Genomic DNA, 23,649 nt, shown 5'->3' with positions numbered 1-23,649 from the left:
TCACCTCTGACGCACGTGCGCGGGGGTCGCAGGAGGCACCGTGCTCACCGCGTTCGCCCGGGCGTTCAAGACGCCCGACCTGCGCAAGAAGCTGCTCTTCACGCTCGGCATCATCGTGCTGTACCGGCTCGGGGCACACATCCCCGTCCCCGGCGTCAGCTACGAGGCCGTCCAGCAGTGTGTGGATCAGGCGAGCCAGGGCAACAACAGCCTGTTCGGCCTGGTCAACATGTTCAGTGGCGGGGCGCTGCTGCAGATCACCATCTTCGCGCTCGGCATCATGCCGTACATCACGGCGAGCATCATCCTGCAGCTGCTGACCGTCGTGATCCCGCGCCTGGAAGCCCTGAAGAAGGAAGGCCAGTCCGGCACCGCCAAGATCACGCAGTACACGCGTTATCTGACGGTCGCCCTCGCCATCCTGCAGGGAACCGGCCTCGTCGCCACCGCCCGCACCGGCGCGCTCTTCAGCGGTTGCACGGTCGCGAACCAGGTCGTCCCCGACCAGTCGATCTTCGCCACCGCCACCATGGTCATCACCATGACCGCGGGTACCGGTGTCGTCATGTGGCTCGGTGAGCTCATCACCGACCGCGGCATCGGCAACGGCATGTCGATCCTCATGTTCATCTCGATCGCCGCCGGCTTCCCGGGCGCACTGTGGGCCATCAAGGAGAGCGGCAAGCTCGCCAAGGGCTGGATCGAGTTCGGCACCGTCATCCTGGTCGGCTTCGTGATGGTGGCCCTCGTCGTCTTCGTCGAGCAGGCCCAGCGCCGCATTCCGGTGCAGTACGCGAAGCGCATGATCGGCCGCAGGTCGTACGGCGGTACGTCCACTTACATCCCGTTGAAGGTGAACCAGGCAGGTGTGATTCCTGTCATCTTCGCGTCGTCGCTGCTCTACATCCCGGCCCTGGTCGCGCAGTTCTCCAACTCGACCGCCGGCTGGAAAACCTGGATCGAAGCCCACTTCGTCAAGGGTGACCACCCCTACTACATCGCCGCGTACTTCCTTCTGATCGTGTTCTTCGCCTTCTTCTACGTGGCGATCTCGTTCAACCCCGAGGAAGTCGCCGACAACATGAAGAAGTATGGTGGCTTCATCCCGGGTATCCGGGCTGGTCGACCTACTGCCGAGTATCTGAGCTACGTGCTCAACCGGATCACTTGGCCGGGCTCGCTGTATCTGGGTCTGATCGCTCTTGTGCCGACGATGGCGTTGGCGGGCTTCGGCGGTGCCAATGCCAACTTCCCCTTCGGCGGGACGAGCATCCTCATCATCGTGGGTGTGGGCCTTGAGACCGTGAAGCAGATCGAGAGCCAGCTCCAGCAGCGCAATTACGAAGGGTTCCTCCGCTGATGCGAATCGTCCTCGTCGGACCGCCCGGGGCCGGCAAGGGAACGCAGGCCGCGTTCCTTGCCAAGAACCTGGACATCCCGCACATCTCCACGGGCGACCTGTTCCGTGCCAACATCTCGCAGGGCACGGAGCTGGGCCTCAAGGCGAAGTCCTACATGGACGCCGGTGACCTCGTCCCGGACGAGGTGACCATCGGGATGGCCAAGGACCGCATGGAGCAGGACGACGCCGTGAACGGCTTCCTGCTCGACGGGTTCCCGCGCAACGTGGCCCAGGCCGAGGCTCTGGATGTGGTCCTCAAGGCCGAGGACATGCAGCTGGACGCGGTGCTGGACCTCGAGGTCCCCGAGGACGAGGTCGTGAAGCGGATCGCGGGTCGACGCGTCTGCCGTAACGACTCCTCGCACGTCTTCCACGTGCAGTACAACGCCCCGAAGTCCGCGGGCGTGTGCGACACCTGCGGTGGCGAGCTGTTCCAGCGTCCGGACGACTCCGAGGAGACCGTCCGCCGGCGCCTGGAGGTCTACCACACGCAGACCGAGCCGATCATCGACTACTACCGGGCGCAGAACCTGGTCGTGACGATCTCGGCGCTCGGCAAGGTGGACGAGGTCACCGCCAGGGCGATGGCCGCGCTCAAGAAGTAACCCCCCGGTTCGTTCGCTACGGCCGCGGTGCCCTTCGGGGGCGCCGCGGCCGTATCGTTGTTCCGACCCGTGTACGCGCAGAGGAAAGGCCCCCACCACGATGGTGCAGATCAAGACCCCCGAGCAGATCGCGAAGATGCGCGAGGCGGGGCTGGTCGTCGCGGCCATCCACGCGGCGACGCGTGAGGCCGCCGTGCCGGGGGCCACGACGAAGGACCTGGACGAGGTCGCCCGCAAGGTGATCGCCGACCACGGCGCGAAGTCGAACTTCCTCGGGTACGGCGGTTTCCCGGCGACGATCTGCACCTCGGTCAACGAGGTCGTGGTCCACGGCATCCCGGACGAGAAGACCGTCCTCAAGGACGGCGACATCATCTCCGTCGACGCCGGTGCGATCGTCGACGGCTGGCACGGCGACGCCGCGTTCACGGCGTTCGTGGGCACCGGGCACGCGCCGGAGCTGGTCGAGCTCTCCCGGGTGACCGAGGAGTCGATGTGGGCCGGCATCGCCGCGATGCGGGTGGGCGCGCGCCTGGTCGACATCTCGAAGGCGATCGAGACCTACATCAAGCGCCAGCCGCGTCCGGCCGTGGGCGACCACAGCCTCGGCCGCTACGGGATCATCGAGGACTACGGCGGCCACGGCATCGGCACCGAGATGCACATGGACCCGCACCTGCTGAACTACGTCTCCCGCAAGCGCGGCAAGGGCCCGAAGCTGGTCCCCGGCTTCTGTCTGGCCATCGAGCCGATGGTCTCCCTGGGCACCCCGCAGACCGAGGTCCTCGCAGACGACTGGACGGTCATCACGACCGACGGCACCTGGTCCTCGCACTGGGAGCACAGCATCGCGCTGACGGAGGAGGGCCCCCTGGTTCTCACCGCCGTCGACGGCGGCAAGGCCAAGCTGGCGGAGCTGGGCGTCACGGCGGCGCCGGACCCGCTGGCGTAGGGCCGGCCGACCCGCAGACACCGCGCGGGGCGCCCGGAGCGTTCCTGCGTAACGATCTTCCGCGTTGGGCAGACTTCCCGATTCGTCTTTTCGTGAGGCCTGACGTAGACTGATGCGTCGGCTCTCGTGTACCCGTGTGTCCGCGCACGGCGGCGAGAGTCGATCAAGGTAGCCGATTCGAAGGGCGAAGCGTGGCCAAGAAGCAAGGTGCCATCGAAATCGAGGGCACCGTGATCGAGTCCCTGCCGAACGCCATGTTCAAGGTAGAGCTCCAGAACGGTCACAAGGTCCTCGCGCACATCTCCGGCAAGATGCGGATGCACTACATCCGTATCCTTCCGGACGACCGGGTCGTCGTGGAGCTCTCTCCGTACGACCTGACGCGTGGCCGGATCGTCTACCGGTACAAGTAGATCTTGCCTGCACCCCCGCACCTCGCGCGGGTGGTGGCACTGACCCGGAGAACCTCACATCCCATGAAGGTCAAGCCGAGCGTCAAGAAGATCTGCGACAAGTGCAAGGTGATCCGCCGTCACGGTCGGGTCATGGTCATCTGCGACAACCTGCGCCACAAGCAGCGCCAGGGCTGACGCACGCCGACCGACCTGCATCACCGCAGTTCTTCGCGCGACGCATAGCGACACGTACATCAGCAGAGTCCGCCCAGCCCGTCAGGGTCGGCGACACCTCCGGCGGGGGCCGGAGACCCGGTTCGTACCTCATACGGCGGCCGGGATCGACTTTGCGGCAGACCCCCGAACACACAGGAGCCATTGAATGGCACGCGTTTCCGGTGTTGACATCCCGCGCGAAAAGCGTGTGGTGGTCGCACTCACCTACGTCTTCGGTATCGGGCGCACCCGGTCCGAGGAGATCCTCGCCGCGACCGGCGTGAACCCGTCCACCCGTGTCCGCGACCTTGCCGAGGAAGACCTCGTCAAGATCCGCGAGTACGTGGACGCCAACCTCCAGACCGAGGGTGACCTCCGTCGCGAGATCGCCGCCGACATCCGCCGCAAGGTCGAGATCGGCTGCTACCAGGGTCTCCGTCACCGCCGCGGCCTGCCGGTCCGCGGTCAGCGCACCAGCACCAACGCTCGTACCCGCAAGGGCCCGCGTCGCGCCATCGCCGGCAAGAAGAAGCCGGGCAAGAAGTAGTCCACAGCGGACGCTTGACCACACGGTCTTCGCTGTAGGACCGACCACCTCCCGTAGGAGATATAGATGCCCCCCAAGGGTCGTCAGGGCGCTGCCAAGAAGGTGCGCCGCAAGGAAAAGAAGAACGTCGCTCACGGCCACGCGCACATCAAGAGCACGTTCAACAACACGATCGTCTCGATCACGGACCCCTCGGGCAACGTGATCTCCTGGGCCTCCGCCGGCCACGTCGGCTTCAAGGGCTCGCGCAAGTCCACCCCCTTCGCCGCGCAGATGGCCGCCGAGTCGGCCGCCCGCCGCGCGCAGGAGCATGGCATGCGCAAGGTCGACGTCTTCGTCAAGGGTCCCGGCTCCGGCCGTGAGACCGCGATCCGCTCCCTCCAGGCCACCGGCCTCGAGGTCGGCTCGATCCAGGACGTCACCCCCACCCCGCACAACGGCTGCCGTCCGCCGAAGCGTCGCCGCGTCTGACGCACGACTGCTGACGCACGGTCGCTGACCTGCGCTTCCGGGCGGTGCGCCCCTCTTTCGGGGCGTACCGCCCGTACCCTTGCAGTACGTAGTGCACCAACCACCGGGCTCCGGCCCGGTGGCCGTCGGGCGTCAAATAGTGGGCGTCCACGACCGAAGGAAACGAAGACATGCTTATCGCTCAGCGTCCGTCGCTGACCGAAGAGGTCGTCGACGAGTTCCGCTCCCGGTTCGTCATCGAGCCGCTGGAGCCGGGCTTCGGCTACACCCTCGGCAACTCGCTCCGCCGTACCCTCCTCTCCTCGATCCCGGGCGCCGCTGTCACCAGCATCCGGATCGACGGTGTCCTGCACGAGTTCACCACCGTGCCGGGCGTCAAGGAGGACGTCACCGACCTCATCCTGAACATCAAGCAGCTGGTCGTCTCCTCGGAGCACGACGAGCCGGTCGTGATGTACCTGCGCAAGCAGGGCCCGGGTCTGGTCACCGCCGCCGACATCGCGCCCCCGGCCGGTGTCGAGGTGCACAACCCCGACCTCGTGCTCGCCACGCTGAACGGCAAGGGCAAGCTGGAGATGGAGCTGACCGTCGAGCGCGGTCGCGGCTACGTCTCCGCCGTCCAGAACAAGCAGGTGGGCCAGGAGATCGGCCGTATCCCGGTCGACTCCATCTACAGCCCCGTGCTGAAGGTCACCTACAAGGTCGAGGCGACCCGAGTCGAGCAGCGCACCGACTTCGACAAGCTCATCGTCGACGTCGAGACCAAGCAGGCCATGCGTCCGCGCGACGCCATGGCGTCGGCCGGCAAGACCCTGGTCGAGCTGTTCGGTCTGGCCCGCGAGCTCAACATCGACGCCGAGGGCATCGACATGGGCCCGTCCCCGACGGACGCCGCCCTGGCCGCCGACCTGGCGCTGCCGATCGAGGAGCTCGAGCTCACCGTCCGGTCGTACAACTGCCTCAAGCGCGAGGGCATCCACTCCGTGGGTGAGCTCGTGGCGCGTTCCGAGGCCGACCTGCTCGACATCCGCAACTTCGGTGCGAAGTCGATCGACGAGGTCAAGGCGAAGCTGGCCGGCATGGGCCTGGCCCTCAAGGACAGCCCGCCCGGATTCGACCCGACCGCCGCCGCCGACGCCTTCGGCGCCGACGACGACGCGGACGCGGGCTTCGTCGAGACCGAGCAGTACTAAAGGCTCGGGCCTCACGGTCCGTACCCGGGCGCGGGTCCTCTGTGCTTGACCGCAGGGGTCCCCGCGCCCCTTCCGGACGAGACCCCCGGGTCCCGTCCGGATCTCCGACAGGCGACCGCCTGCTCGGATACTGACCCCGGTACCTCATACGGCCGGGGCAGACACCTAGGAGAATCACCATGCCGCGTCCCGCGAAGGGTGCCCGCCTCGGCGGTTCCGCCGCTCACGAGAAGCTGCTGCTCGCCAACCTGGCGAAGTCGCTGTTCGAGCACGGCCGCATCACGACGACCGAGGCCAAGGCCCGTCGTCTGCGTCCCGTCGCCGAGCGCCTGATCACCAAGGCGAAGAAGGGCGACATCCACAACCGTCGCCTGGTGCTGCAGACGATCACCGACAAGGGCATCGTCCACACCCTCTTCACCGAGATCGCCCCGCGCTACTCCGAGCGCCCGGGTGGCTACACCCGCATCACCAAGATCGGCAACCGTCGTGGCGACAACGCCCCGATGGCCGTGATCGAGCTGGTCGAGGGCGAGATCGCCAAGAAGGCGACCGTCGCCGAGGCCGAGGCCGCCACCAAGCGCGCCGTCAAGGAGGCCGACGAGGCCCCCAAGGCCGAGGAGACCACCGAGGACGCGCAGGACGCCTGAGCGTTCTGACGATCTCGCGGCCGGGCCCGCACCCCTCGGGGTGCGGGCCCGTTCCGCGTGTTTGAGAGGATTTACGGCGTGAGTGATGACGTGCAGCCCGGGTTCGTACGCGTACGGCTCGACCTTTCGTACGACGGCAGGGACTTCTCCGGCTGGGCCAAGCAGGCCCAGGGCAGGCGCACCGTCCAGGGCGAGATCGAATCCGCCCTGCGGACCGTCACCCGCTCGCAGGAGACCTTCGAGCTGACCGTCGCCGGCCGCACCGACGCCGGGGTGCACGCCCGTGGCCAGGTCGCGCACGTCGACCTGCCCGTCGCGCTGTGGGAGGAGCACCGCGAGAAGCTGCTCAGGCGGCTCGCCGGGCGGCTCTCGCACGACGTGCGGGTGTGGCGGCTCACCGAGGCGCCCGCGGGCTTCAACGCCCGGTTCTCGGCCGTCTGGCGCCGGTACGCGTACCGGGTCACGGACCACCCCGGCGGCGTCGACCCGCTGCTGCGCGGACACGTCCTGTGGCACGACTGGACGCTCGACATGGACGCCATGAACGCCGCCGCCGAGCGGCTCGTCGGCGAGCACGACTTCGCCGCCTACTGCAAGAGGCGCGAGGGCGCCACGACCATCCGCACGCTCCAGGAGCTGCGCTGGGAGCGTCGGCCCGACGGCATCCTGGAGGCCACGGTCAAGGCCGACGCCTTCTGCCACAACATGGTCCGCTCGCTCGTCGGCGCGCTGCTGTTCGTCGGCGACGGGCACCGGCCGGTCGAGTGGCCGGGCAAGGTGCTGGCCGCGGGCGTGCGGGACTCGGCCGTGCACGTCGTCCGGCCGCACGGCCTCACCCTCGAAGAGGTGGGCTACCCGGCCGACGACCAGCTCGCCGCGCGCAGCAGGGAGGCGCGCAACAAGCGGTCACTCCCCGGGAGCGCCGGCTGCTGCTGAGGCCTGGGCGCGGCCGCGGGCGTAGATCTGGTTGAAGGCGAAGGTGCCCAGGTCGTCGGCGGTCTGGAAGGCCGGCTTGTCTCCCGTGGTGACCTTCTTGCCGTCGGTGTGGCCGGTCTGGGTGAGGTAGACGTAGCGGCCGATGGAGTTGGTGCGCCGCAGGCACACCGTCTTGTGGCAGAAGTCACCGACGCCCGCGCCGGTGAGCGGGGCGATGCCGCCGCTCGCCTGCTTCTTCGCCTTGAGCGCCTGCTCGTCGGTGGGGAAGACGGCGACGCCGACGGTGACGGCGACGCCGTCCCTCACGTACGTGGCGCGGATCACGCGCGTGCAGCCGTTGCTCTTCAGGACCGGGCCGAGGCCGCCCTGGGTGACGGCCGCGCAGTCGTTCGTGGAGGAGGTGGCGCCCTTCTGGTACGGGCGGCCGCTCATGGTCAGCTTCTTGCCGGGGAAGAGGCCCTCGGCGCTCAGCGGCGCCTTGTCCTTCTTCGCGTCCGAGATGAAGTCCATCGGGTTCGGCGGCGGCAGCGGGGCGACCGAGGAGAAGCTCGGGGCCGGGCTCGCGGTGTCCGTGGGGGCCGCCGATCCGGTCGGGGTGCTCCCGCCGTGCCCGGCCTCGGCGTTCTTCTGGCCGGTGACGACGATCGCGGTGGCGACGGCCGCGCCCACCAGGAGCGCGGCGACGGCCGCGCCGCCGATCACCAGCCGGCGCCTGCGCCGGGCACGGCTGGCCGAGGCGTCGGCGAGGGCGCCCCAGTCGGGGGTCTGCGCGCTGCCCTGGGCGCCCGGGAACGGGTTCGCCTGCGCCTGTCCGTACGGCTGCTGCGGTGCGTACGGCTGCTGCGGCTGTCCGTACGGCTGCTGTCCCTGCCCCTGCCCCTGGCCGTGCTGCGGCCACTGCGGTCCCCCAAAGCTCATGCCGCGCATCCTAATCCGCTTGGGATCACGGGGCTGCGGCGGTGACAATGCCCCTCATGGGACATGTCGAGGCAGCGCATCTGGAGTACTACCTTCCGGACGGGAGGGTCCTGCTCGGGGACGCCTCCTTCCGGGTCGGCGAGGGCGCGGTGGTCGCCCTGGTCGGCGCCAACGGCGCCGGCAAGACGACCCTGCTCCGGCTGATCTCCGGGGAGCTGCAGCCGCACGGCGGCACCGTCACCGTCAGCGGCGGGCTCGGCGTGATGCCGCAGTTCGTCGGCTCCGTGCGGGACGAGTCCACGGTCCGCGACCTGCTCGTCTCGGTCGCCCCGGCGCGCATCCGTACGGCCGCGAAGGCCGTCGACGAGGCCGAGCACCGGATCATGACGGTCGACGACGAGGCCGCGCAGATGGCGTACGCGCAGGCCCTCAGCGACTGGGCCGAGGTGCAGGGGTACGAGTTCGAGACCCTGTGGGACATGTGCACGACGGCCGCGATGGGCGTCCCGTACGACAAGGCGCAGTTCCGGCAGGTGCGCACGCTCAGCGGCGGCGAGCAGAAGCGGCTGGTCCTGGAGTACCTGCTGCGCGGCGGCGACGAGGTGCTCCTCCTCGACGAGCCGGACAACTACCTGGACGTCCCCGGCAAGCGCTGGCTGGAGGAGCGGCTGCGGGAGACCCGCAAGACCGTGCTCTTCATCTCGCACGACCGGGAGCTGCTGTCCCGGGCCGCGCAGAAGATCGTGGCCGTCGAGCCCGGCCCGGCCGGTTCCGACGTCTGGGTGCACGGCGGTGGCTTCGACACCTTCCACGACGCGCGGCGGGAGCGCTTCGCGCGCTTCGAGGAGCTGAAGCGGCGCTGGGAGGAGAAGCACGCCCAGCTGAAGAAGCTGGTGGTCAACCTGCGGCAGGCGGCCGCGGTCAGCCACGAGATGGCCTCGCGGTACGCGGCGGCGCAGACCCGGCTGAAGAAGTTCGAGGAGGCGGGCCCGCCGCCGGAGCCGCCGCGCGAGCAGGAGATCCGGATGCGGCTGCGCGGCGGACGCACCGGGGTGCGGGCGGTGACCTGCGAGAACCTGGAGCTGACCGGCCTGATGAAGCCGTTCTCGCTGGAGGTCTTCTACGGGGAGCGGGTCGCCGTCCTCGGCTCCAACGGCTCCGGCAAGTCGCACTTCCTGCGGCTGCTCGCCGGCGATCCCTCGGTGGCCCACACCGGCCTGTGGAAGCTGGGCGCCCGGGTGGTGCCGGGACACTTCGCGCAGACCCACGCCCACCCGGAGCTCTTCGGCCGCTCCCTCGTCGACATCCTGTGGACGGAGCACGCCAGGGACCGCGGCGCCGCCATGTCGATGCTGCGGCGCTACGAGCTGGAGCGGCAGGGCGACCAGGCCTTCGAGAAGCTCTCCGGCGGCCAGCAGGCCCGCTTCCAGATCCTGCTCCTGGAGCTGGCCGGCACCACCGCGCTGCTGCTGGACGAGCCGACGGACAACCTGGACCTGGAGTCGGCCGAGGCGCTGCAGGACGGCCTGGAGTCGTACGAGGGCACGGTGCTCGCCGTGACCCACGACCGCTGGTTCGCGAAGAGCTTCGACCGCTATCTGGTCTTCGGCTCCGACGGGGTCGTCCGCGAGACGCAGGAGCCCGTCTGGGACGAGCGCAGGGTCGAGCGGGCCCGCTGAGGGTGCCGTGAGGTCAGACCGGGACGACCCGGATGCCCCGCAGGGGGTACGGGGCGCCGCCCGCCACCAGGGACGCGAAGGCGCCCCCGGTGCGGACCGCGTCCAGGGCGGCGGCCCCGAGCACGAAGAGCTCGGCGCCCAGGTCCCGTACCAGCGCCTCGGCGCCGGGACGGGCCGCGGCCACGACCCGGAGTCGCGCGCGGCGGCCAGTTGCACGGCCTATCCGCCGACCGCGCCCGCCGCGCCCGTCCGGGTCGACTACGCGCTGACCCCGCTGGGTGCGAGCCTGCTGCCGGTGGTGCGGGCCGTGAAGGAGTGGGCGGACGGGCACATCGAGGAGGTCTTCTCCGCGAGGGAGGCGTACGACCGCGGCGCCGACCCGTTTTGACCCACCCGAGGGGGCCCGGGTACGCTTCTGCTTTGTTATGCGTATCGGCTCTGTCGCTCTCCCGCGAAGGGCCCCTGCGCAAGTTCCCTGGAGCAGTTACCAGTGGCTCGCATACGGGCGGTGACCCGGCAGTGCAGGCCCCAGCTGCATGATCGCTTCAGGTGTGTCTGGACTCCATCCACTGAAGAAGCGAAGGCTACGAAGTGCGTACGTACAGCCCCAAGCCCGGCGATGTCACTCGCCAGTGGCACATCATCGACGCGCAGGACATCGTCCTGGGCCGTCTGGCGACGACGGCTGCGAACCTCCTGCGAGGCAAGCACAAGCCCGTCTACGCCCCCCACATGGACATGGGCGACTTCGTCATCATCATCAATGCTGACAAGGTCCACCTCTCGGGCAACAAGAAGACCCAGAAGATGGCGTACCGCCACTCTGGCTACCCGGGTGGTCTGCGCTCCGTCCGTTACGACGAGCTGCTGGCCAAGAACCCCGAGAAGGCCGTCGAGAAGGCCATCAAGGGCATGATCCCCAAGAACTCCCTGGGCCGTCAGATGCTCTCGAAGCTGAAGGTCTACGCGGGCGAGAACCACCCGCACGCTGCCCAGCAGCCGGTCCCGTTCGAGATCACCCAGGTCGCGCAGTAGTTCCGGCCACACCCCCTAAGAACGAAAGAAATCTGAGGAGCATCGTGGCCGAGACCACCCCCGAGACCCCCGTCGACGAGTTCGAGGGCGTCGAGGAGTACACCACCGAGACCGAGATCGTCGAGGGTGACTACACCTCCGAGTCCCTCGCGTCCCGCTTCGGCGACCCGCAGCCGGCCGCCGGCCTGGGCCGTCGCAAGAACGCCATCGCCCGCGTCCGGATCGTTCCGGGCACCGGCAAGTGGAAGATCAACGGTCGCACCCTTGAGGACTACTTCCCCAACAAGGTGCACCAGCAGGAAGTCAACGAGCCCTTCAAGGTGCTCGAGCTCGACAACCGCTACGACGTCATCGCCCGCATCTCCGGCGGCGGCGTCTCCGGTCAGGCCGGCGCCCTGCGCCTCGGCGTGGCCCGCGCCCTCAACGAGGCCGACGTCGAGAACAACCGTGGCCCGCTGAAGAAGGCCGGCTTCCTCTCCCGCGACGACCGTGCGGTCGAGCGCAAGAAGGCCGGTCTCAAGAAGGCCCGTAAGGCCCCGCAGTACAGCAAGCGTTAATCGCCTGCTTCGGCTGCTTTGTTCGTACGCCCCGGCGGCACTTCCGTGCTGCCGGGGCGTACGGCTTTTTCACATCTTGCTTTCATAATCTTGGGCAGGGCCCGGTCATCATGCTGGGAACAGACTTGAGCACCTTCCGCGCGGCCATGACGTAAAACGGGCATCAGCCGTGCAGGGGATCGCATTTTCGGAGCACTTTCGGAGGACAGCTGTGGGACGACTCTTCGGCACGGACGGAGTGCGCGGTGTGGCCAACGCCGACCTGACGGCGGAGCTGGCGCTCGGCCTGTCGGTCGCGGCCGCGCACGTACTCGCCGAGGCGGGCACCTTCGAGGGGCACCGGCCGACCGCCGTCGTGGGGCGCGACCCGCGCGCCTCGGGGGAGTTCCTGGAGGCCGCCGTCGTGGCGGGCCTCGCCAGCGCGGGCGTCGACGTGCTCCGCGTCGGCGTGCTGCCCACCCCGGCCGTCGCGTATCTGACCGGCGCGCTCGGCGCCGACCTCGGCGTCATGCTGTCCGCCTCCCACAACGCGATGCCCGACAACGGCATCAAGTTCTTCGCCCGCGGCGGCCACAAGCTCGCCGACGAGCTGGAGGACCGCATCGAGGCCGTCTACGAGGAGCACCGCACCGGCGCCCCCTGGGACCGTCCCACCGGCGCGGGGGTCGGCCGCGTCCGCGACTACGACGAGGGCTTCGACAAGTACGTCGCCCATCTGATCGCCGTCCTCCCCAACCGGCTCGACGGGCTGAAGATCGTCCTCGACGAGGCCCACGGCGCCGCCGCCCGCGTCTCGCCCGAGGCCTTCTCCCGCGCCGGCGCCACCGTCGTCACCATCGGTGCCGCGCCGGACGGCCTCAACATCAACGACGGCTGCGGCTCCACCCACCTCGGCCTGCTGAAGGCGGCCGTGGTCGAGCACCAGGCCGACTTCGGCATCGCCCACGACGGCGACGCCGACCGCTGCCTGGCCGTGGACCACACGGGCGCCGAGATCGACGGCGACCAGATCCTCGCCGTGCTCGCCCTCGCCATGCGCGAGGCCGGGACGCTGCGCGGCGACACCGTCGTCGCCACGGTCATGTCGAACCTGGGCTTCAAACTGGCGATGGAACGTGAGGGTCTCTCGCTGGTGCAGACCGCGGTCGGCGACCGTTACGTCCTGGAGTCCATGAAGGAGCACGGCTACGCCCTCGGCGGCGAGCAGTCCGGGCACGTCATCGTGCTCGACCACGCCACCACCGGCGACGGCACCCTGACCGGTCTGATGCTCGCGGCCCGGGTCGCCGCCACCGGCCGCTCCCTCGCGGAGCTCGCCACGGTCATGGAGCGCCTGCCGCAGGTCCTGATCAACGTGCCGGACGTGGACAGGAGCCGCGTGCGCACCTCGTCCGAGCTGGCCGGCGCGGTCAGCGAGGCCGAGCGCGAGCTGGGCACCACGGGCCGCGTCCTGCTGCGCCCGTCGGGCACCGAGCCGCTGGTCCGGGTCATGGTCGAGGCCGCGGACATCGAGCAGGCCCGGTCGGTGGCCGGCCGTCTCGCCGACGTCGTGAAGTCGGCGCTCGGCTAGGTCCCGTCGTCGAACCCCCGTCGTTGCCCGGAGGGCGGCCCCGCGGCGTCAGGTGACCGGACACCGCGGGTGTCCGGGACGGTCCGAAGGGCACGGCCCGGACCACGACGTCTCGGCGGCCCCCGCCCCGGTACACCCGGGGCGGGGGCCGACGGCGTCTCCGCGGTCTCCGGTCCGCTCAGGCCTTCCTGCGGTCGCGGCGCCAGCGGCCGCGCTGGGTGCGCCACAGCAGCACCTGCCCGAACAGGGTGACGGTGCCGGCCAGGATGATGCCGGTCAGGTTGAGCAGCAACTGCTCGACGGAGCCCCACATCTGGGAGAACTGCCCGTAGCTGAGGGCCACGGCGGCGTTCGCGGCGGCCGGGACCGTCGTCACCGAGATCGCGACCCCGATCAGCGCCCCCGACTTCGTCGAGGTGAGCGAGAGGGTGCCGGCCGTGCCCGCGAGCAGGGCGACGACGAAGGAGAACGGGTCCGGCTGCCAGATGAAACTGGTGTTGGCACGGGGCCCGTCCAACTGCTCCACGCTGAACAGGCCGAGGGCGTCCATCCCCAGGCTGAACAGGGTCGTCGCGACGATCGCCGCTGCGAAGCCGAGGACCAGCGCGTACGACGAGCGCAGCACCAGCTTCCGGGAGCGCCGCACGATCCCCGTGCAGATACCGGCGAGCGGGCCGAACTCCGGCCCGACGGCCATGGCGCCCACGATCAGGATCGCGTTGTCGAGCACCACACCGCAGGCCGCGATCATGGTGGCCACGATCATGAAGGCGCCGTAGGTGATGGTGAGCGTCGACTCCTCGTGGGTGGCGTCGGCCAGCTGCTCCCAGATCACCGCGTCGGCGGCCTCGCCGGGGGCCTCCTCCTCGGCGGCGGTGGCCCGTTCGGACAGCGACAGGTCGATGTCCTCGACGGCGATCGACCCGTCCTGGTCGATCCTCAGTTCCCGCATCTCGTGGATGAGTTCCTGACCCGCCTCGCGGGCCACGTCGCACAGGACGAGGTCCCCGGCCGGGACGCGGGCGGCCCCGGGCAGCACCACCAGGTGGGTGGTGCCGACGGTTCGCTCGATGAGCTCGACGGCCGCCTCGGTACGGTCCGGCGGCACGATCAGTCGCAGGTGCAGCATCCCCCGAGCTTACGGAGGATCAGAGTTTGCGGAGGCTGAGCCGCTGCACCTTGTGGTCCGCTCCCTTGCGGACGACGAGGGTCGCCCGGCCGCGGGTGGGCGCCACGTTCTCCAGCAGGTTCACCTTGTTGACGGTCCGCCACATCGTGCGGGCGTAGTCGAGGGCCTCCTCCTCGGAGACCTGGGTCCAGCGCCGGAAGTACGAGGACGGGTCCTGGAACGCGGTCTGGCGCAGCTTGCGGAACCGGTTGAGGTACCACTGCTCGATGTCCTCGGCGCGGGCGTCCACGTACACCGAGAAGTCGAAGTAGTCGGCGAGACCGACCCGGGTGCGCCCGTCCTGGCCCGGCAGCGCGGGCTGCAGGACGTTCAGCCCCTCGACGATCAGGATGTCGGGACGGCGCACGACCAGCCGCTCGTCGGGCACCCGGTCGTAGATGAGGTGCGAGTAGACGGGCGCGGTGACCTCCTCCTTGCCCGCCTTGACGTCCGCGACGAACCGGGTCAGCGCCCGCCGGTCGTAGGACTCGGGGAAGCCCTTGCGGGACATCAGCCCGCGCGCCTTCAGCTCCTCCATCGGGTACAGGAAGCCGTCGGTGGTGATGCGCTCCACCCGCGGGTGCTCGGGCCAGCGCGCGAGCAGCGCCTCCAGGAGCCGGGCGACGGTCGACTTGCCGACGGCCACGGATCCGGCCACCCCTATGACGAACGGGGTGCCGCGCTGCTCGGCCCTCTCGCCGAGGAAGGTGTTGAGCGCCCCGCGCAGCCCGCTGGTGGCCTGCACGTACAGGTTCAGCAGGCGCGAGAGCGGCAGATAGATGTCCCGGACCTCGTCGAGGTCGATGACGTCCCCGAGGCCGCGCAGCCGCTCGACCTCGTCGGCGGTCAGCGGCAGCGGCGTCTTGTCCCGGAGCGCGCTCCACTCGGCCCGTGTGAGGTCGACGTACGGCGTCGGCTCGGAGACCCGTCGGGGGGTGCCTCCGTTGGCGCCCGTGGGTCCGTTGGTGCTTCGTGGCGGCGAAGTGATCACCCCGCCATTGTCGTGGCTGCGGGGGCTTCGTGGGCCGTGTGGTGGGTCACGTGTCCGGGAGCGGGGTGCGACCGGACCCGGCCGCGGACCGTCACGCCGCCCGTCGCCCGAAAGGGCGTCTATGCGGACAAAGCCCGCCCTCTCGCTCAAGGGTGGTGTTGCGATCGCATACCGGGTCGCCGGTACGTGATCAAGGTGTCGACCTGCGCGCATAGGGTTCGCGCAGGAATGTCACCGTCGAACAGAGAGAGCCGAGCCATGAGAGCACGTGCCCTTCGTCACGTCGCCGCCGCGACCACCGCCGCCTCCCTGGCCCTTCTCCTCACCGCGTGCGGCGGGGAGGAGAAGAAGACCGAGGACACCGGCAAGGCCGACGCCTCCGCGTCCGCCGCGGCCAAGCCCGACGTGAAGGCGCTGGCCGCCGCCGAGCTGGAGAAGCTCGTCGTGGCGCAGGCGGACCTCAAGGGCTACCAGGTCAAGCAGGCCGAGGCCGAGGACCGGCTGAACGCCGGGGACGTCGGCGCCGACAAGCCGGCCTGCGAGCCGCTCGCCGAGGCCGTCTCCGGGGTCGCTCCCGGCACCCCGGGCGCCAGCGTCAAGCGCAAGGCCGTCCAGGTGCCGTCGAAGGACACCGTCTCCTCGCCGGATAACGCCCTGGGGGCGCTCGGTGTGCCCGCGACGACCGTCACCCTCGGCTCGTACGCCGGCCAGGGCGCCGAGCAGGCCTTCGCGGCCCTCAAGACGGCCGGGACCGAGTGCGCGGGCGGCTTCACCCTGCTCGCCAGCGGTGAGAAGACCACGATCGCCAAGGTCTCCCCGGAGACCGTCACCGCCGGCGACGAGGCCCTGGGCTGGACGCTCGTCACGCAGATGGAGGGCCGCCCCTTCATCACCAACCTGGTCGTCTTCCGCAAGGCCAACAACCTGGCCGGCTTCATGACCATGAGCCTCACCGGCAAGGTCAAGGAGCTGCCGAAGCCCCTGATCGACGCGCAGGCGGCCAAGCTGCGCTAGTACGGCCGGTCGGGGCCGTCGCGCCGTAGGCTGCCGCCATGTGCGGAATCGTTGGCTACGTCGGCGGTCAGTCGGCGCTCGAAGTGGTGATCGCGGGCCTCAAGCGGCTCGAATACCGGGGCTACGACTCGGCGGGAGTCGCCGTGCTCTCCGACGGAGGGCTCGCCGCCGCCAAGAAGGCCGGGAAGCTCGTCAACCTGGAGAAGGAGCTGGTGGACCGCCCGCTGTCGAGCGGGTCCACCGGCATCGGACACACCCGGTGGGCCACCCACGGCGGCCCCACCGACGCGAACGCGCACCCGCACCTCGACAACGCGGGCCGCGTGGCCGTCGTCCACAACGGCATCATCGAGAACTTCGCGGCCCTCAGGGCCGAACTGGGCGAGCGCGGGCACGAGCTGCTGTCCGAGACGGATACCGAGGTCGTGGCCCATCTGCTCGCCGAGGAGTTCTCCTCCGTCGGCGACCTCGCCGAGGCCATGCGCCTGGTCTGCAGGCGGCTCGACGGCGCCTTCACCCTGGTCGCCGTGCACGCCGACCAGCCGGAGGTAGTCGTCGGCGCCCGCCGCAACTCCCCGCTCGTCGTGGGCGTCGGCGAGGGCGAGAACTTCCTCGCCTCCGACGTCTCCGCCTTCATCGCGCACACCCGCTCGGCCATCGAGCTCGGCCAGGACCAGGTCGTCGAGCTCACCCGCGAGGGCGTCACGGTCACCGACTTCGACGGCGCGCCCGCCGACGTACGGGCGTACCACATCGACTGGGACGCCTCCGCCGCCGAGAAGGGCGGCTACGACTACTTCATGCTCAAGGAGATCGCCGAGCAGCCGAAGGCGGTCGCCGACACCCTGCTCGGCCGGATCGGCGCCGACGGGCACCTGCGCCTCGACGAGGTGCGCATCCCCGCCGCCGTGCTCCGCGAGGCCGACAAGATCGTCATCATCGCGTGCGGCACCGCCTTCCACGCCGGGCTCATCGCCAAGTACGCGATCGAGCACTGGACCCGCATCCCCTGCGAGGTCGAGCTGGCGAGCGAGTTCCGCTACCGGGACCCGATCCTCGGACAGCGCACCCTCGTCATCGCCATCTCCCAGTCCGGCGAGACCATGGACACCCTGATGGCGCTGCGGCACGCCCGCGAGCAGGGCGCGAAGGTCCTCGCCGTGTGCAACACCAACGGCTCGACCATCCCGCGCGAGTCCGACGCCGTCCTCTACACGCACGCCGGCCCCGAGGTCGCCGTCGCGTCGACGAAGGCCTTCCTGACCCAGCTCGTCGCCTGCTACCTGCTCGCGCTCTACCTCGGCCAGGTGCGCGGCACCCAGTGGGGCGACGAGATCCACGCCGTGATCCGCGAACTCGCCCGGATCGGCGACGAGGTCGAGCGGGTCCTGGAGACCATGGAGCCGGTGCGCGAGCTCGCCCGGTCCCTCGCGGACAAGGACACCGTCCTCTTCCTGGGCCGCCACGTCGGCTACCCGGTCGCCCTGGAGGGCGCGCTCAAGCTCAAGGAGCTCGCCTACATGCACGCCGAGGGCTTCGCGGCGGGCGAGCTGAAGCACGGGCCGATCGCGCTCATCGAGGAGGACCTGCCGGTCGTCGTGGTCGTCCCCTCCCCGCGCGGGCGGTCCGTCCTCCACGACAAGATCGTCTCCAACATCCAGGAGATCCGGGCCCGCGGCGCCCGCACGATCGTCATCGCGGAGGAGGGCGACGAGGCGGTCGTCCCGTACGCCGACCACCTCATCCGCATCCCGGCCACGCCTACGCTGCTCCAGCCGCTGGTCTCCACCGTGCCGCTCCAGGTCTTCGCCTGCGAGCTGGCGACGGCGCGGGGCAACGAGGTCGACCAGCCGCGCAACCTGGCCAAGTCCGTGACGGTGGAGTGAGTGGGGCAGTGAGCAGATGATCATCGGGGTGGGGATCGACGTGGCGGAGATCGACCGGTTCGCCGCGTCGCTGGAACGGACGCCGGGGCTGTTGCAGCGCCTGTTCGTCGAGCCGGAGCTGATGCTCCCCAGCGGCGAGCGGCGCGGCCCGGCGTCCCTCGCGGTCCGCTTCGCGGCCAAGGAGGCCCTCGCCAAGGCCCTCGGCGCGCCGGGCAACCTGCACTGGACGGACGCGGAGGTGTACGTCGAGGCCACCGGACAGCCGCGGCTGCGGGTGCGCGGCACGGTCGCGGCCCGGGCCGCCGAACTGGGCGTCCGGCACTGGCACGTGTCGCTCAGTCACGACGCGGGAGTGGCCTCGGCGGTCGTGATCGCGGAGGGCTGAGCGGGAGCGGCCGCGGGGCGGCGGACGGCCGTGGACGCCGCCGCCGGGCCACGGAGAGAGGGGGAGCGGTCGTCGGACGCCGGGGTCGCCGGCCCCGGAAGGCCGGCCGGGGGAGCGGCCGCGGCCGCGCCGGGGCCGGTGCGGCCCGGCGCGGTGACCGGCGGCCCGCCCCGTCTCCCGTGGCGGAGGTGGCGCCGCGCCGGGCGAGCCGCCAGGGTGGGTCCCATGCGTACCGCTTATCGCGTGGAGACCGTCCGGGCCGCCGAGGCCGAGCTGATGGCGCGGCTGCCCGAAGGGGCGTTGATGCAGAGGGCCGCCGCCGGGCTCGCCGCCGCCTGCTGCTCGCTGCTCGGGCGGGGCCGGGTGTACGGGGCGCGGGTCGTCCTGCTCGTCGGCAGCGGCGACAACGGGGGCGACGCGCTGTACGCCGGTGCCCGGCTCGCCCGCCGCGGCGCGGGGGTCACCGCCGTCCTGCTGGGCGCCCGCGCCCACGAGGGCGGGCTCGCGGCGCTCCGGGCGGCCGGCGGCCGGGTCGTCGGCCCGCACGAGGACCCGTACGAGGCGCTCGCCGCCGCCGACCTCGTCCTCGACGGGATCACCGGCATCGGCGGACGCGGCGGACTGCGCCCCGACGCCGTGCCCGTCGCTCGCGCGGCACGCGGCTCCGACGCCGTCGTGGTGGCCGTCGACCTGCCGAGCGGCGTGGACGCCGACACCGGGGAGGTCGCGGGCGAGGCGCTGCGGGCCGACGCGACCGTCACCTTCGGCACGTACAAGCCGGGGCTGCTCGTCGATCCGGCCCACGCGTACGCGGGCGCGCTGCGGCTCGTCGGCATCGGACTCGACGCGACGCTGCCCTCCGTGCCCGACCTGGAGGCCCTCCAGCACGAGGACGTGGCGCGGCTGCTGCCCGTGCCCGGCGCCGAGAGCGACAAGTACCGGCGCGGGGTCGTCGGCATCGTCGCCGGCTCGGCCCGCTATCCCGGCGCGGCCGTGCTCGCCGTCGAGGGCGCGCTGCGGGGCGGCGCGGGCGCCGTCCGGTACGTCGGCCCGGCCGGCGACGCGGTCGTCGCCGCGCACCCCGAGACCCTGGTGCACGCCGGGCCGCCCGCGAAGGCCGGGCGGGTGCAGGCCTGGATCGTCGGGCCTGGTCTCGGCGACGGGCCCGGCGTGGCGGAGGTCCTGGCCTCGGACGTGCCCGTCCTCGTGGACGCGGACGGCCTGCGCGAACTCCCGCCCGAGACCGTCAAGGCCCGCACCGCGCCCACCGTGCTCACCCCGCACGCGGGCGAGGCGGCCGCGCTGCTCGGCACGTCCCGCGAGGAGGTCGAGTCGGCCCGGCTCGCGTCCGTCCGCGCCCTCGCGGCGCGGTACGGGGCGACCGTCCTCCTCAAGGGCTCGACGACCCTGGTCTGCGGCCCGGGCGGCGCGGGCCCGGTGCGCGTGAACCCGACGGGCACCTCCTGGCTCGCCACGGCCGGCAGCGGCGACGTCCTCTCCGGCCTCACCGGCTCCCTCCTGGCCGCCGGCCTCCCGCCCCTGGAGGCCGCCTCGGCCGGCGCCTACCTCCACGGCCTCGCGGCCCGCCGCGCTTCGGGCGGCACGGGCCCCGTCACGGCGGGCGACGTGGCCGCCGCCCTGCCGGCCGCCTGGCGGGACGTCACGGAGGCCTGACCGCCGGGCTTGTGGGATAGGGGCCGCATCGCACGAGGAGGCCCGTACGGCCGGGCACGTACGACCGGGCACGGCCGCACGACCGGGCTCGTACGACCGGGCACGGCCGCACGACCGGGCTCGTACGACCGGGCACGGCCGCACGACCGGGCTCGTACGACCGGGCACGGCCCCACGACCGGGCCCGTACGGCCGGGCACGCGCCCGGTCCTCCCCGCGCGTCGGCCCCCGCCGGGAGGGCGCGAGGGGGCGGGCCGGGTGGGGCGGGTGACCGGGTCTACAGCGGGGGTACGCGGCCGCGTGGCCGACACCTGAGAGACTGGGCGCGATGACTGAGACACCACAGCCCCGCCGAGCCCGCGCCGAGATCGACCTCGGTGCGCTGCGTGCGAACGTCCGCACGCTGCGCGCCCGTGTCGCGCCCCACGTCCAGGTGATGGCCGTGGTCAAGGCGGACGGCTACGGGCACGGGGCCGTGCCGTGCGCCCGGGCCGCGCTGGCGGCGGGCGCGACGTGGCTGGGAACGGCCACGCCGCACGAGGCGCTGGCACTGCGCGCGGCCGGGCTGACCGAGCCGCGGATCCTGTGCTGGCTGTGGACGCCCGGCGACCCGTGGGCCGAGGGCATCGAGGCCGGTCTCGACATGACCGTGAGCGGGATGTGGGCCCTCCGGGAGGTCGCCGACGCCGCGCGGCGGACCGGGCGGCGGGCGCGGATCCAGCTGAAGGCCGACACCGGCCTCGGCCGCAACGGCTGCCAGCCCGCCGACTGGCCCGAGCTCGTCGGCGAGGCGCTCAGGGCCGAGGCCGAGGGGCTCGTGAAGGTCACCGGGCTGTGGTCGCACTTCGCCTGCGCCGACGAGCCCGGGCATCCGTCCGTCGCCGCACAGCTGGACGTCTTCCGCACCCTGCTCGACCACGCCGAGAAGGCCGGCGTCGAGCCCGAGGTGCGGCACATCGCCAACTCGCCCGCCACGCTCACGCTTCCCGAGGCCCACTTCGACCTGGTCCGGCCCGGCATCGCCATGTACGGCGTGTCGCCCGACCCGGTGCTGGTCGGACCCTCCGAGGCGTTCGGGCTGCGGCCCGTGATGTCGCTCAAGGCGAGCGTGGCGCTGGTGAAGCACGTGCCGGGCGGCCACGGCGTCTCCTACGGGCACCACTACACGACCCCGGACGAGACCACGCTGGGGCTGATCCCGGTGGGGTACGCGGACGGCGTCCCCCGGCACGCGTCGGGGCGCGGGCCGGTGCTCGTGGGGGGCCGGGTCCGGACCGTCGCCGGCCGGGTCGCCATGGACCAGTTCGTCGTCGACCTCGGCGGCGACACACCCGAACCGGGCGCCGAGGCCGTGCTGTTCGGTCCCGGCGACGGGGGCGAGCCGACCGCCCAGGACTGGGCCGAGGCCGCCGACACCATCGCGTACGAGATCGTCACGCGGATCGGCGCGCGCGTCCCGCGCGTCTACGTGGGCGAGTAGACCGAGTGAGGAGGGCCCGGCGTGGGTGACGACACCTGGCGGCGCGCCGGCTGGGCCGGTGCCGCGATAGGCGTGCTGGCCGCAGGAGCGGCGGCCGGCGTCGCCGTCGAGCGGCTGACGGTGGGGCGTTCGGTACGGGAGAAGGCGCGCCTCGCGCTGGACGCCGAGGGGCCGTACGGCGCCGTGCGCGGCACCTCGGGCCGGGCGCTCGCCGAGGACGGCACCGAGCTCTACTACGAGGTCGACGAGGTCGACCCGGCGGTCGCCGGGCCCCGCAGACGGCGCCTCTTCGGGCGCCGGGCGCCCGCCCCCGTCACGGTCGTCTTCAGCCACGGCTACTGCCTCAACCAGGACTCCTGGCACTTCCAGCGGGCCGCCCTGCGCGGACTCGTCCGTACCGTGCACTGGGACCAGCGCAGTCACGGGCGCTCCGCGCGCGGGGTCGCCCAGGCCGGTCCCGACGCGGTGCCCGTCTCGATCGACATGCTGGGGCGCGACCTCAAGGCCGTCATCGACGCCGCCGCGCCCGAGGGGCCGCTGGTCCTGATCGGGCACTCCATGGGCGGGATGACGATCATGGCTCTCGCCGGGCTCTTCCCGGACCTCGTGCGGGAGCGGGTGGTCGGCGTCGGCTTCGTGGGGACCTCGACCGGCCGGCTCGGCGAGGTCACCTACGGACTGCCCACGGCCGGCGTCAACGCGGTGCGCCGGGTGCTGCCCGGGGTGCTGAGGGCGCTCGGCTCGCAGGCGGAGCTGGTGGAACGGGGGCGGCGGGCGACCGCCGACCTGTTCGCGGGGCTCATCAAGAGGTACTCGTTCTCGTCGAAGGACGTCGATCCGGCGGTCGCCCGGTTCGCCGAGCGGATGATCGAGTCGACCCCGATCGACGTGGTCGCCGAGTTCTATCCGGCGTTCGCCGAGCACGACAAGACGGCCGCCCTGGCCGCCTTCCGCGAGCTGCCCGTGCTCGCCCTCGCCGGCGACCACGACCTGGTCACGCCCAGCTCGCACACCGAGGCCATCGCCGACCTGCTCCCGGACGCGGAGCTGGTCATCGTGCCCGACGCCGGGCACCTCGTCATGCTCGAACACCCGGAGGCGGTCACCGACCGGATCGCCGACCTGCTCGGGAGGGTGGGAGCGGTCCCCGTCGGCGGCTAGGTAGGTTGGCGGAATGGACACTCCGCACACGCAGGCAACCCTCGAAGTCGACTCCCCGGAGCGGATGCAGGAGCTCGGCCGGCGCCTGGCCGGGCTGCTGCGCCCGGGCGACCTCGTGATGCTCACCGGCGAACTCGGCGCCGGCAAGACCACGCTGACCCGCGGCCTGGGCGAGGGCCTGGGGGTGCGCGGCGCCGTCACCTCGCCGACCTTCGTCATCGCCCGCGTCCACCCGTCGCTGGTCGGCGGCCCGGCGCTGGTGCACGTGGACGCGTACCGGCTCGGCGGCGGTCTCGACGAGATGGAGGACCTGGACCTCGACGTGTCGCTGCCCGACTCCGTGGTCGTCGTCGAGTGGGGCGACGGCAAGGTCGAGGAACTGACCGACGACCGGCTGCACGTGCTGATCCACCGGGTGGTCGGGACCGCCGGCGACACCGGGGACGCCGTGGACGACCGGCGGACGGTCGTGCTCAACGGCATCGGCGCGCGCTGGGCGGCCGAGGACCTCGCGCTGGCCTGACCGTACGGCCGAACGTACGTAGGTTCCGACAACGTGTCGGGAAAATGTTGCGCCGTTGCTCCGAGGCGTGGTCACATGGTGGCACGAGCCGGTTAGGTGTACCTAACCTACGGGAGGCATGCATGGCGACGCCGGAGCGCGAGGACCGCACCGCTGACAGTGTCCCGATGAGAGACCTGCTGGCGTCGTGCGCCGCGGCGAACGCGGTCTCGACGCCGCCGCGCCGCCCCGAGCCCTCGGA

General features: G+C 71.4%; 25 protein-coding genes. 22 read left to right on the top strand and 3 right to left on the bottom strand.

The genetic code is table 11. The features are described 5' to 3' along the window. Positions 1-40 precede the first annotated feature (40 nt). From secY to truA, 10 genes are all read left to right on the top strand, one after another. Positions 41-1,360, top strand: coding sequence for a preprotein translocase subunit SecY (gene secY, locus ACGF1Z_RS17455; protein WP_393004781.1), 1,320 nt, complete (start codon positions 41-43; stop codon positions 1,358-1,360). Further along, complete coding sequence (locus ACGF1Z_RS17450) at positions 1,360-2,007, top strand: adenylate kinase (RefSeq protein ID WP_393004779.1); 648 nt, start codon at positions 1,360-1,362, stop codon at positions 2,005-2,007. The genes secY and ACGF1Z_RS17450 overlap by 1 nt, the downstream gene beginning before the upstream one ends. A gap of 100 nt (positions 2,008-2,107) precedes the next feature. Then, positions 2,108-2,959 carry a type I methionyl aminopeptidase gene (gene map / locus ACGF1Z_RS17445; RefSeq protein WP_393004777.1) on the top strand — a complete coding sequence of 284 codons (852 nt, stop codon included), beginning with the start codon at positions 2,108-2,110 and terminating at the stop codon, positions 2,957-2,959. Between the two features lie 191 nt (positions 2,960-3,150). Further along, entirely contained in the window at positions 3,151-3,372 is a 222-nt protein-coding gene (infA, locus tag ACGF1Z_RS17440; protein WP_003956442.1) for a translation initiation factor IF-1, read from the top strand. Between the two features lie 63 nt (positions 3,373-3,435). After that, positions 3,436-3,549, top strand: a complete 114-nt coding sequence (rpmJ, locus tag ACGF1Z_RS17435) for a 50S ribosomal protein L36 (RefSeq protein ID WP_003956441.1) — start codon at positions 3,436-3,438, stop codon at positions 3,547-3,549. Positions 3,550-3,736: 187 nt separating this feature from the next. Continuing rightward, positions 3,737-4,117 (top strand): 30S ribosomal protein S13, encoded by a 381-nt coding sequence (rpsM, locus tag ACGF1Z_RS17430; protein ID WP_015035595.1) that lies wholly within the window; start codon positions 3,737-3,739, stop codon positions 4,115-4,117. Between the two features lie 66 nt (positions 4,118-4,183). After that, on the top strand, positions 4,184-4,588 hold the full coding sequence (rpsK, locus tag ACGF1Z_RS17425; protein ID WP_003956432.1) for a 30S ribosomal protein S11: 405 nt from the start codon (positions 4,184-4,186) through the stop codon (positions 4,586-4,588). 170 nt (positions 4,589-4,758) lie between these two features. Next, positions 4,759-5,781 (top strand): DNA-directed RNA polymerase subunit alpha, encoded by a 1,023-nt coding sequence (locus ACGF1Z_RS17420; protein WP_003966937.1) that lies wholly within the window; start codon positions 4,759-4,761, stop codon positions 5,779-5,781. A 179-nt stretch (positions 5,782-5,960) separates the two neighbouring features. Continuing rightward, positions 5,961-6,431, top strand: coding sequence for a 50S ribosomal protein L17 (gene rplQ, locus ACGF1Z_RS17415; RefSeq protein ID WP_376635417.1), 471 nt, complete (start codon positions 5,961-5,963; stop codon positions 6,429-6,431). 78 nt (positions 6,432-6,509) lie between these two features. Continuing rightward, on the top strand, positions 6,510-7,367 hold the full coding sequence (gene truA, locus ACGF1Z_RS17410) for a tRNA pseudouridine(38-40) synthase TruA (protein WP_393004774.1): 858 nt from the start codon (positions 6,510-6,512) through the stop codon (positions 7,365-7,367). Here truA and ACGF1Z_RS17405 read toward each other — a convergent pair. Beyond that, a complete protein-coding gene (locus ACGF1Z_RS17405) occupies positions 7,338-8,285 on the bottom strand; it encodes a hypothetical protein (protein WP_393004772.1) in 948 nt (315 codons plus the stop codon). The two genes, truA and ACGF1Z_RS17405, sit on opposite strands and share 30 nt — an antisense overlap. A 56-nt stretch (positions 8,286-8,341) precedes the next feature. Between ACGF1Z_RS17405 and ACGF1Z_RS17400 the strand changes: the two genes are divergently transcribed. The 5 genes from ACGF1Z_RS17400 to glmM all read left to right on the top strand — a co-directional run bounded on the left by ACGF1Z_RS17400 (position 8,342) and on the right by glmM (position 13,126). Continuing rightward, positions 8,342-9,964 carry an ABC-F family ATP-binding cassette domain-containing protein gene (locus ACGF1Z_RS17400; RefSeq protein WP_393004770.1) on the top strand — a complete coding sequence of 541 codons (1,623 nt, stop codon included), beginning with the start codon at positions 8,342-8,344 and terminating at the stop codon, positions 9,962-9,964. A 7-nt stretch (positions 9,965-9,971) separates the two neighbouring features. Further along, on the top strand, positions 9,972-10,352 hold the full coding sequence (locus ACGF1Z_RS17395; RefSeq protein WP_393004768.1) for a winged helix-turn-helix transcriptional regulator: 381 nt from the start codon (positions 9,972-9,974) through the stop codon (positions 10,350-10,352). Between the two features lie 203 nt (positions 10,353-10,555). Then, positions 10,556-10,999, top strand: coding sequence for a 50S ribosomal protein L13 (gene rplM, locus ACGF1Z_RS17390; RefSeq protein WP_376635429.1), 444 nt, complete (start codon positions 10,556-10,558; stop codon positions 10,997-10,999). Between the two features lie 44 nt (positions 11,000-11,043). After that, positions 11,044-11,556 (top strand): 30S ribosomal protein S9, encoded by a 513-nt coding sequence (gene rpsI / locus ACGF1Z_RS17385; RefSeq protein WP_393004765.1) that lies wholly within the window; start codon positions 11,044-11,046, stop codon positions 11,554-11,556. Positions 11,557-11,767: 211 nt separating this feature from the next. After that, complete coding sequence (glmM, locus tag ACGF1Z_RS17380; RefSeq protein ID WP_393004763.1) at positions 11,768-13,126, top strand: phosphoglucosamine mutase; 1,359 nt, start codon at positions 11,768-11,770, stop codon at positions 13,124-13,126. Positions 13,127-13,304: 178 nt separating this feature from the next. Here glmM and ACGF1Z_RS17375 read toward each other — a convergent pair whose 3' ends face one another. Both ACGF1Z_RS17375 and coaA read right to left on the bottom strand, forming a co-directional pair. Then, positions 13,305-14,255: a DUF389 domain-containing protein gene (locus ACGF1Z_RS17375; RefSeq protein ID WP_393004761.1), complete on the bottom strand. Its 951-nt coding sequence runs from the start codon at positions 14,253-14,255 to the stop codon at positions 13,305-13,307. Positions 14,256-14,274: 19 nt separating this feature from the next. Further along, complete coding sequence (gene coaA, locus ACGF1Z_RS17370) at positions 14,275-15,285, bottom strand: type I pantothenate kinase (RefSeq protein ID WP_393004759.1); 1,011 nt, start codon at positions 15,283-15,285, stop codon at positions 14,275-14,277. 258 nt (positions 15,286-15,543) lie between these two features. On the opposite strand from coaA, the gene ACGF1Z_RS17365 reads away from it, so the two are divergent. The 7 genes from ACGF1Z_RS17365 (at position 15,544) to tsaE (ending at position 23,408) form a co-directional block, all read left to right on the top strand. Continuing rightward, positions 15,544-16,299 carry a hypothetical protein gene (locus tag ACGF1Z_RS17365; RefSeq protein ID WP_393004757.1) on the top strand — a complete coding sequence of 252 codons (756 nt, stop codon included), beginning with the start codon at positions 15,544-15,546 and terminating at the stop codon, positions 16,297-16,299. 38 nt (positions 16,300-16,337) lie between these two features. Next, the gene (glmS, locus tag ACGF1Z_RS17360; protein WP_393004755.1) at positions 16,338-18,185 is read left to right on the top strand and encodes a glutamine--fructose-6-phosphate transaminase (isomerizing); all 1,848 of its coding nucleotides are present in this window, start codon (positions 16,338-16,340) and stop codon (positions 18,183-18,185) included. Positions 18,186-18,201: 16 nt separating this feature from the next. Beyond that, on the top strand, positions 18,202-18,570 hold the full coding sequence (locus tag ACGF1Z_RS17355) for a holo-ACP synthase (RefSeq protein WP_393004753.1): 369 nt from the start codon (positions 18,202-18,204) through the stop codon (positions 18,568-18,570). 225 nt (positions 18,571-18,795) lie between these two features. Then, the gene (locus ACGF1Z_RS17350; protein ID WP_393004751.1) at positions 18,796-20,244 is read left to right on the top strand and encodes an NAD(P)H-hydrate dehydratase; all 1,449 of its coding nucleotides are present in this window, start codon (positions 18,796-18,798) and stop codon (positions 20,242-20,244) included. A gap of 328 nt (positions 20,245-20,572) precedes the next feature. Then, entirely contained in the window at positions 20,573-21,724 is a 1,152-nt protein-coding gene (gene alr, locus ACGF1Z_RS17345) for an alanine racemase (protein ID WP_393004749.1), read from the top strand. Positions 21,725-21,745: 21 nt separating this feature from the next. Continuing rightward, positions 21,746-22,885 carry an alpha/beta fold hydrolase gene (locus ACGF1Z_RS17340; RefSeq protein ID WP_393004747.1) on the top strand — a complete coding sequence of 380 codons (1,140 nt, stop codon included), beginning with the start codon at positions 21,746-21,748 and terminating at the stop codon, positions 22,883-22,885. 13 nt (positions 22,886-22,898) lie between these two features. Beyond that, the gene (tsaE, locus tag ACGF1Z_RS17335) at positions 22,899-23,408 is read left to right on the top strand and encodes a tRNA (adenosine(37)-N6)-threonylcarbamoyltransferase complex ATPase subunit type 1 TsaE (protein ID WP_393004745.1); all 510 of its coding nucleotides are present in this window, start codon (positions 22,899-22,901) and stop codon (positions 23,406-23,408) included. Positions 23,409-23,649 lie beyond the last annotated feature (241 nt).

Origin of the sequence: Streptomyces sp. NPDC048018, assembly GCF_043202995.1 — a bacterium.
Lineage (GTDB): Bacteria > Actinomycetota > Actinomycetes > Streptomycetales > Streptomycetaceae > Streptomyces.
Note: the sequence above shows the minus strand (reverse complement) of the source record. Positions and strands in the feature narration are given on the sequence as shown.

Excerpts from the sequence above, each read along its gene's own strand:
- ACGF1Z_RS17450 (WP_393004779.1), top strand. The coding sequence starts at position 1,360 with ATGCGAATCGTCCTCGTCGGACCGCCCGGGGCCGGCAAGGGAACGCAG.
- map (WP_393004777.1), top strand. The coding sequence starts at position 2,108 with ATGGTGCAGATCAAGACCCCCGAGCAGATCGCGAAGATGCGCGAGGCG.
- rpmJ (WP_003956441.1), top strand. The coding sequence starts at position 3,436 with ATGAAGGTCAAGCCGAGCGTCAAGAAGATCTGCGACAAGTGCAAGGTG.
- rpsM (WP_015035595.1), top strand. The coding sequence starts at position 3,737 with ATGGCACGCGTTTCCGGTGTTGACATCCCGCGCGAAAAGCGTGTGGTG.
- rpsK (WP_003956432.1), top strand. The coding sequence starts at position 4,184 with ATGCCCCCCAAGGGTCGTCAGGGCGCTGCCAAGAAGGTGCGCCGCAAG.
- ACGF1Z_RS17420 (WP_003966937.1), top strand. The coding sequence starts at position 4,759 with ATGCTTATCGCTCAGCGTCCGTCGCTGACCGAAGAGGTCGTCGACGAG.
- rplQ (WP_376635417.1), top strand. The coding sequence starts at position 5,961 with ATGCCGCGTCCCGCGAAGGGTGCCCGCCTCGGCGGTTCCGCCGCTCAC.
- ACGF1Z_RS17405 (WP_393004772.1), bottom strand. The coding sequence starts at position 8,285 with ATGAGCTTTGGGGGACCGCAGTGGCCGCAGCACGGCCAGGGGCAGGGG.
- ACGF1Z_RS17400 (WP_393004770.1), top strand. The coding sequence starts at position 8,342 with ATGGGACATGTCGAGGCAGCGCATCTGGAGTACTACCTTCCGGACGGG.
- ACGF1Z_RS17375 (WP_393004761.1), bottom strand. The coding sequence starts at position 14,255 with ATGCTGCACCTGCGACTGATCGTGCCGCCGGACCGTACCGAGGCGGCC.
- ACGF1Z_RS17365 (WP_393004757.1), top strand. The coding sequence starts at position 15,544 with ATGAGAGCACGTGCCCTTCGTCACGTCGCCGCCGCGACCACCGCCGCC.
- glmS (WP_393004755.1), top strand. The coding sequence starts at position 16,338 with ATGTGCGGAATCGTTGGCTACGTCGGCGGTCAGTCGGCGCTCGAAGTG.
- ACGF1Z_RS17355 (WP_393004753.1), top strand. The coding sequence starts at position 18,202 with ATGATCATCGGGGTGGGGATCGACGTGGCGGAGATCGACCGGTTCGCC.
- ACGF1Z_RS17350 (WP_393004751.1), top strand. The coding sequence starts at position 18,796 with ATGCGTACCGCTTATCGCGTGGAGACCGTCCGGGCCGCCGAGGCCGAG.
- alr (WP_393004749.1), top strand. The coding sequence starts at position 20,573 with ATGACTGAGACACCACAGCCCCGCCGAGCCCGCGCCGAGATCGACCTC.
- tsaE (WP_393004745.1), top strand. The coding sequence starts at position 22,899 with ATGGACACTCCGCACACGCAGGCAACCCTCGAAGTCGACTCCCCGGAG.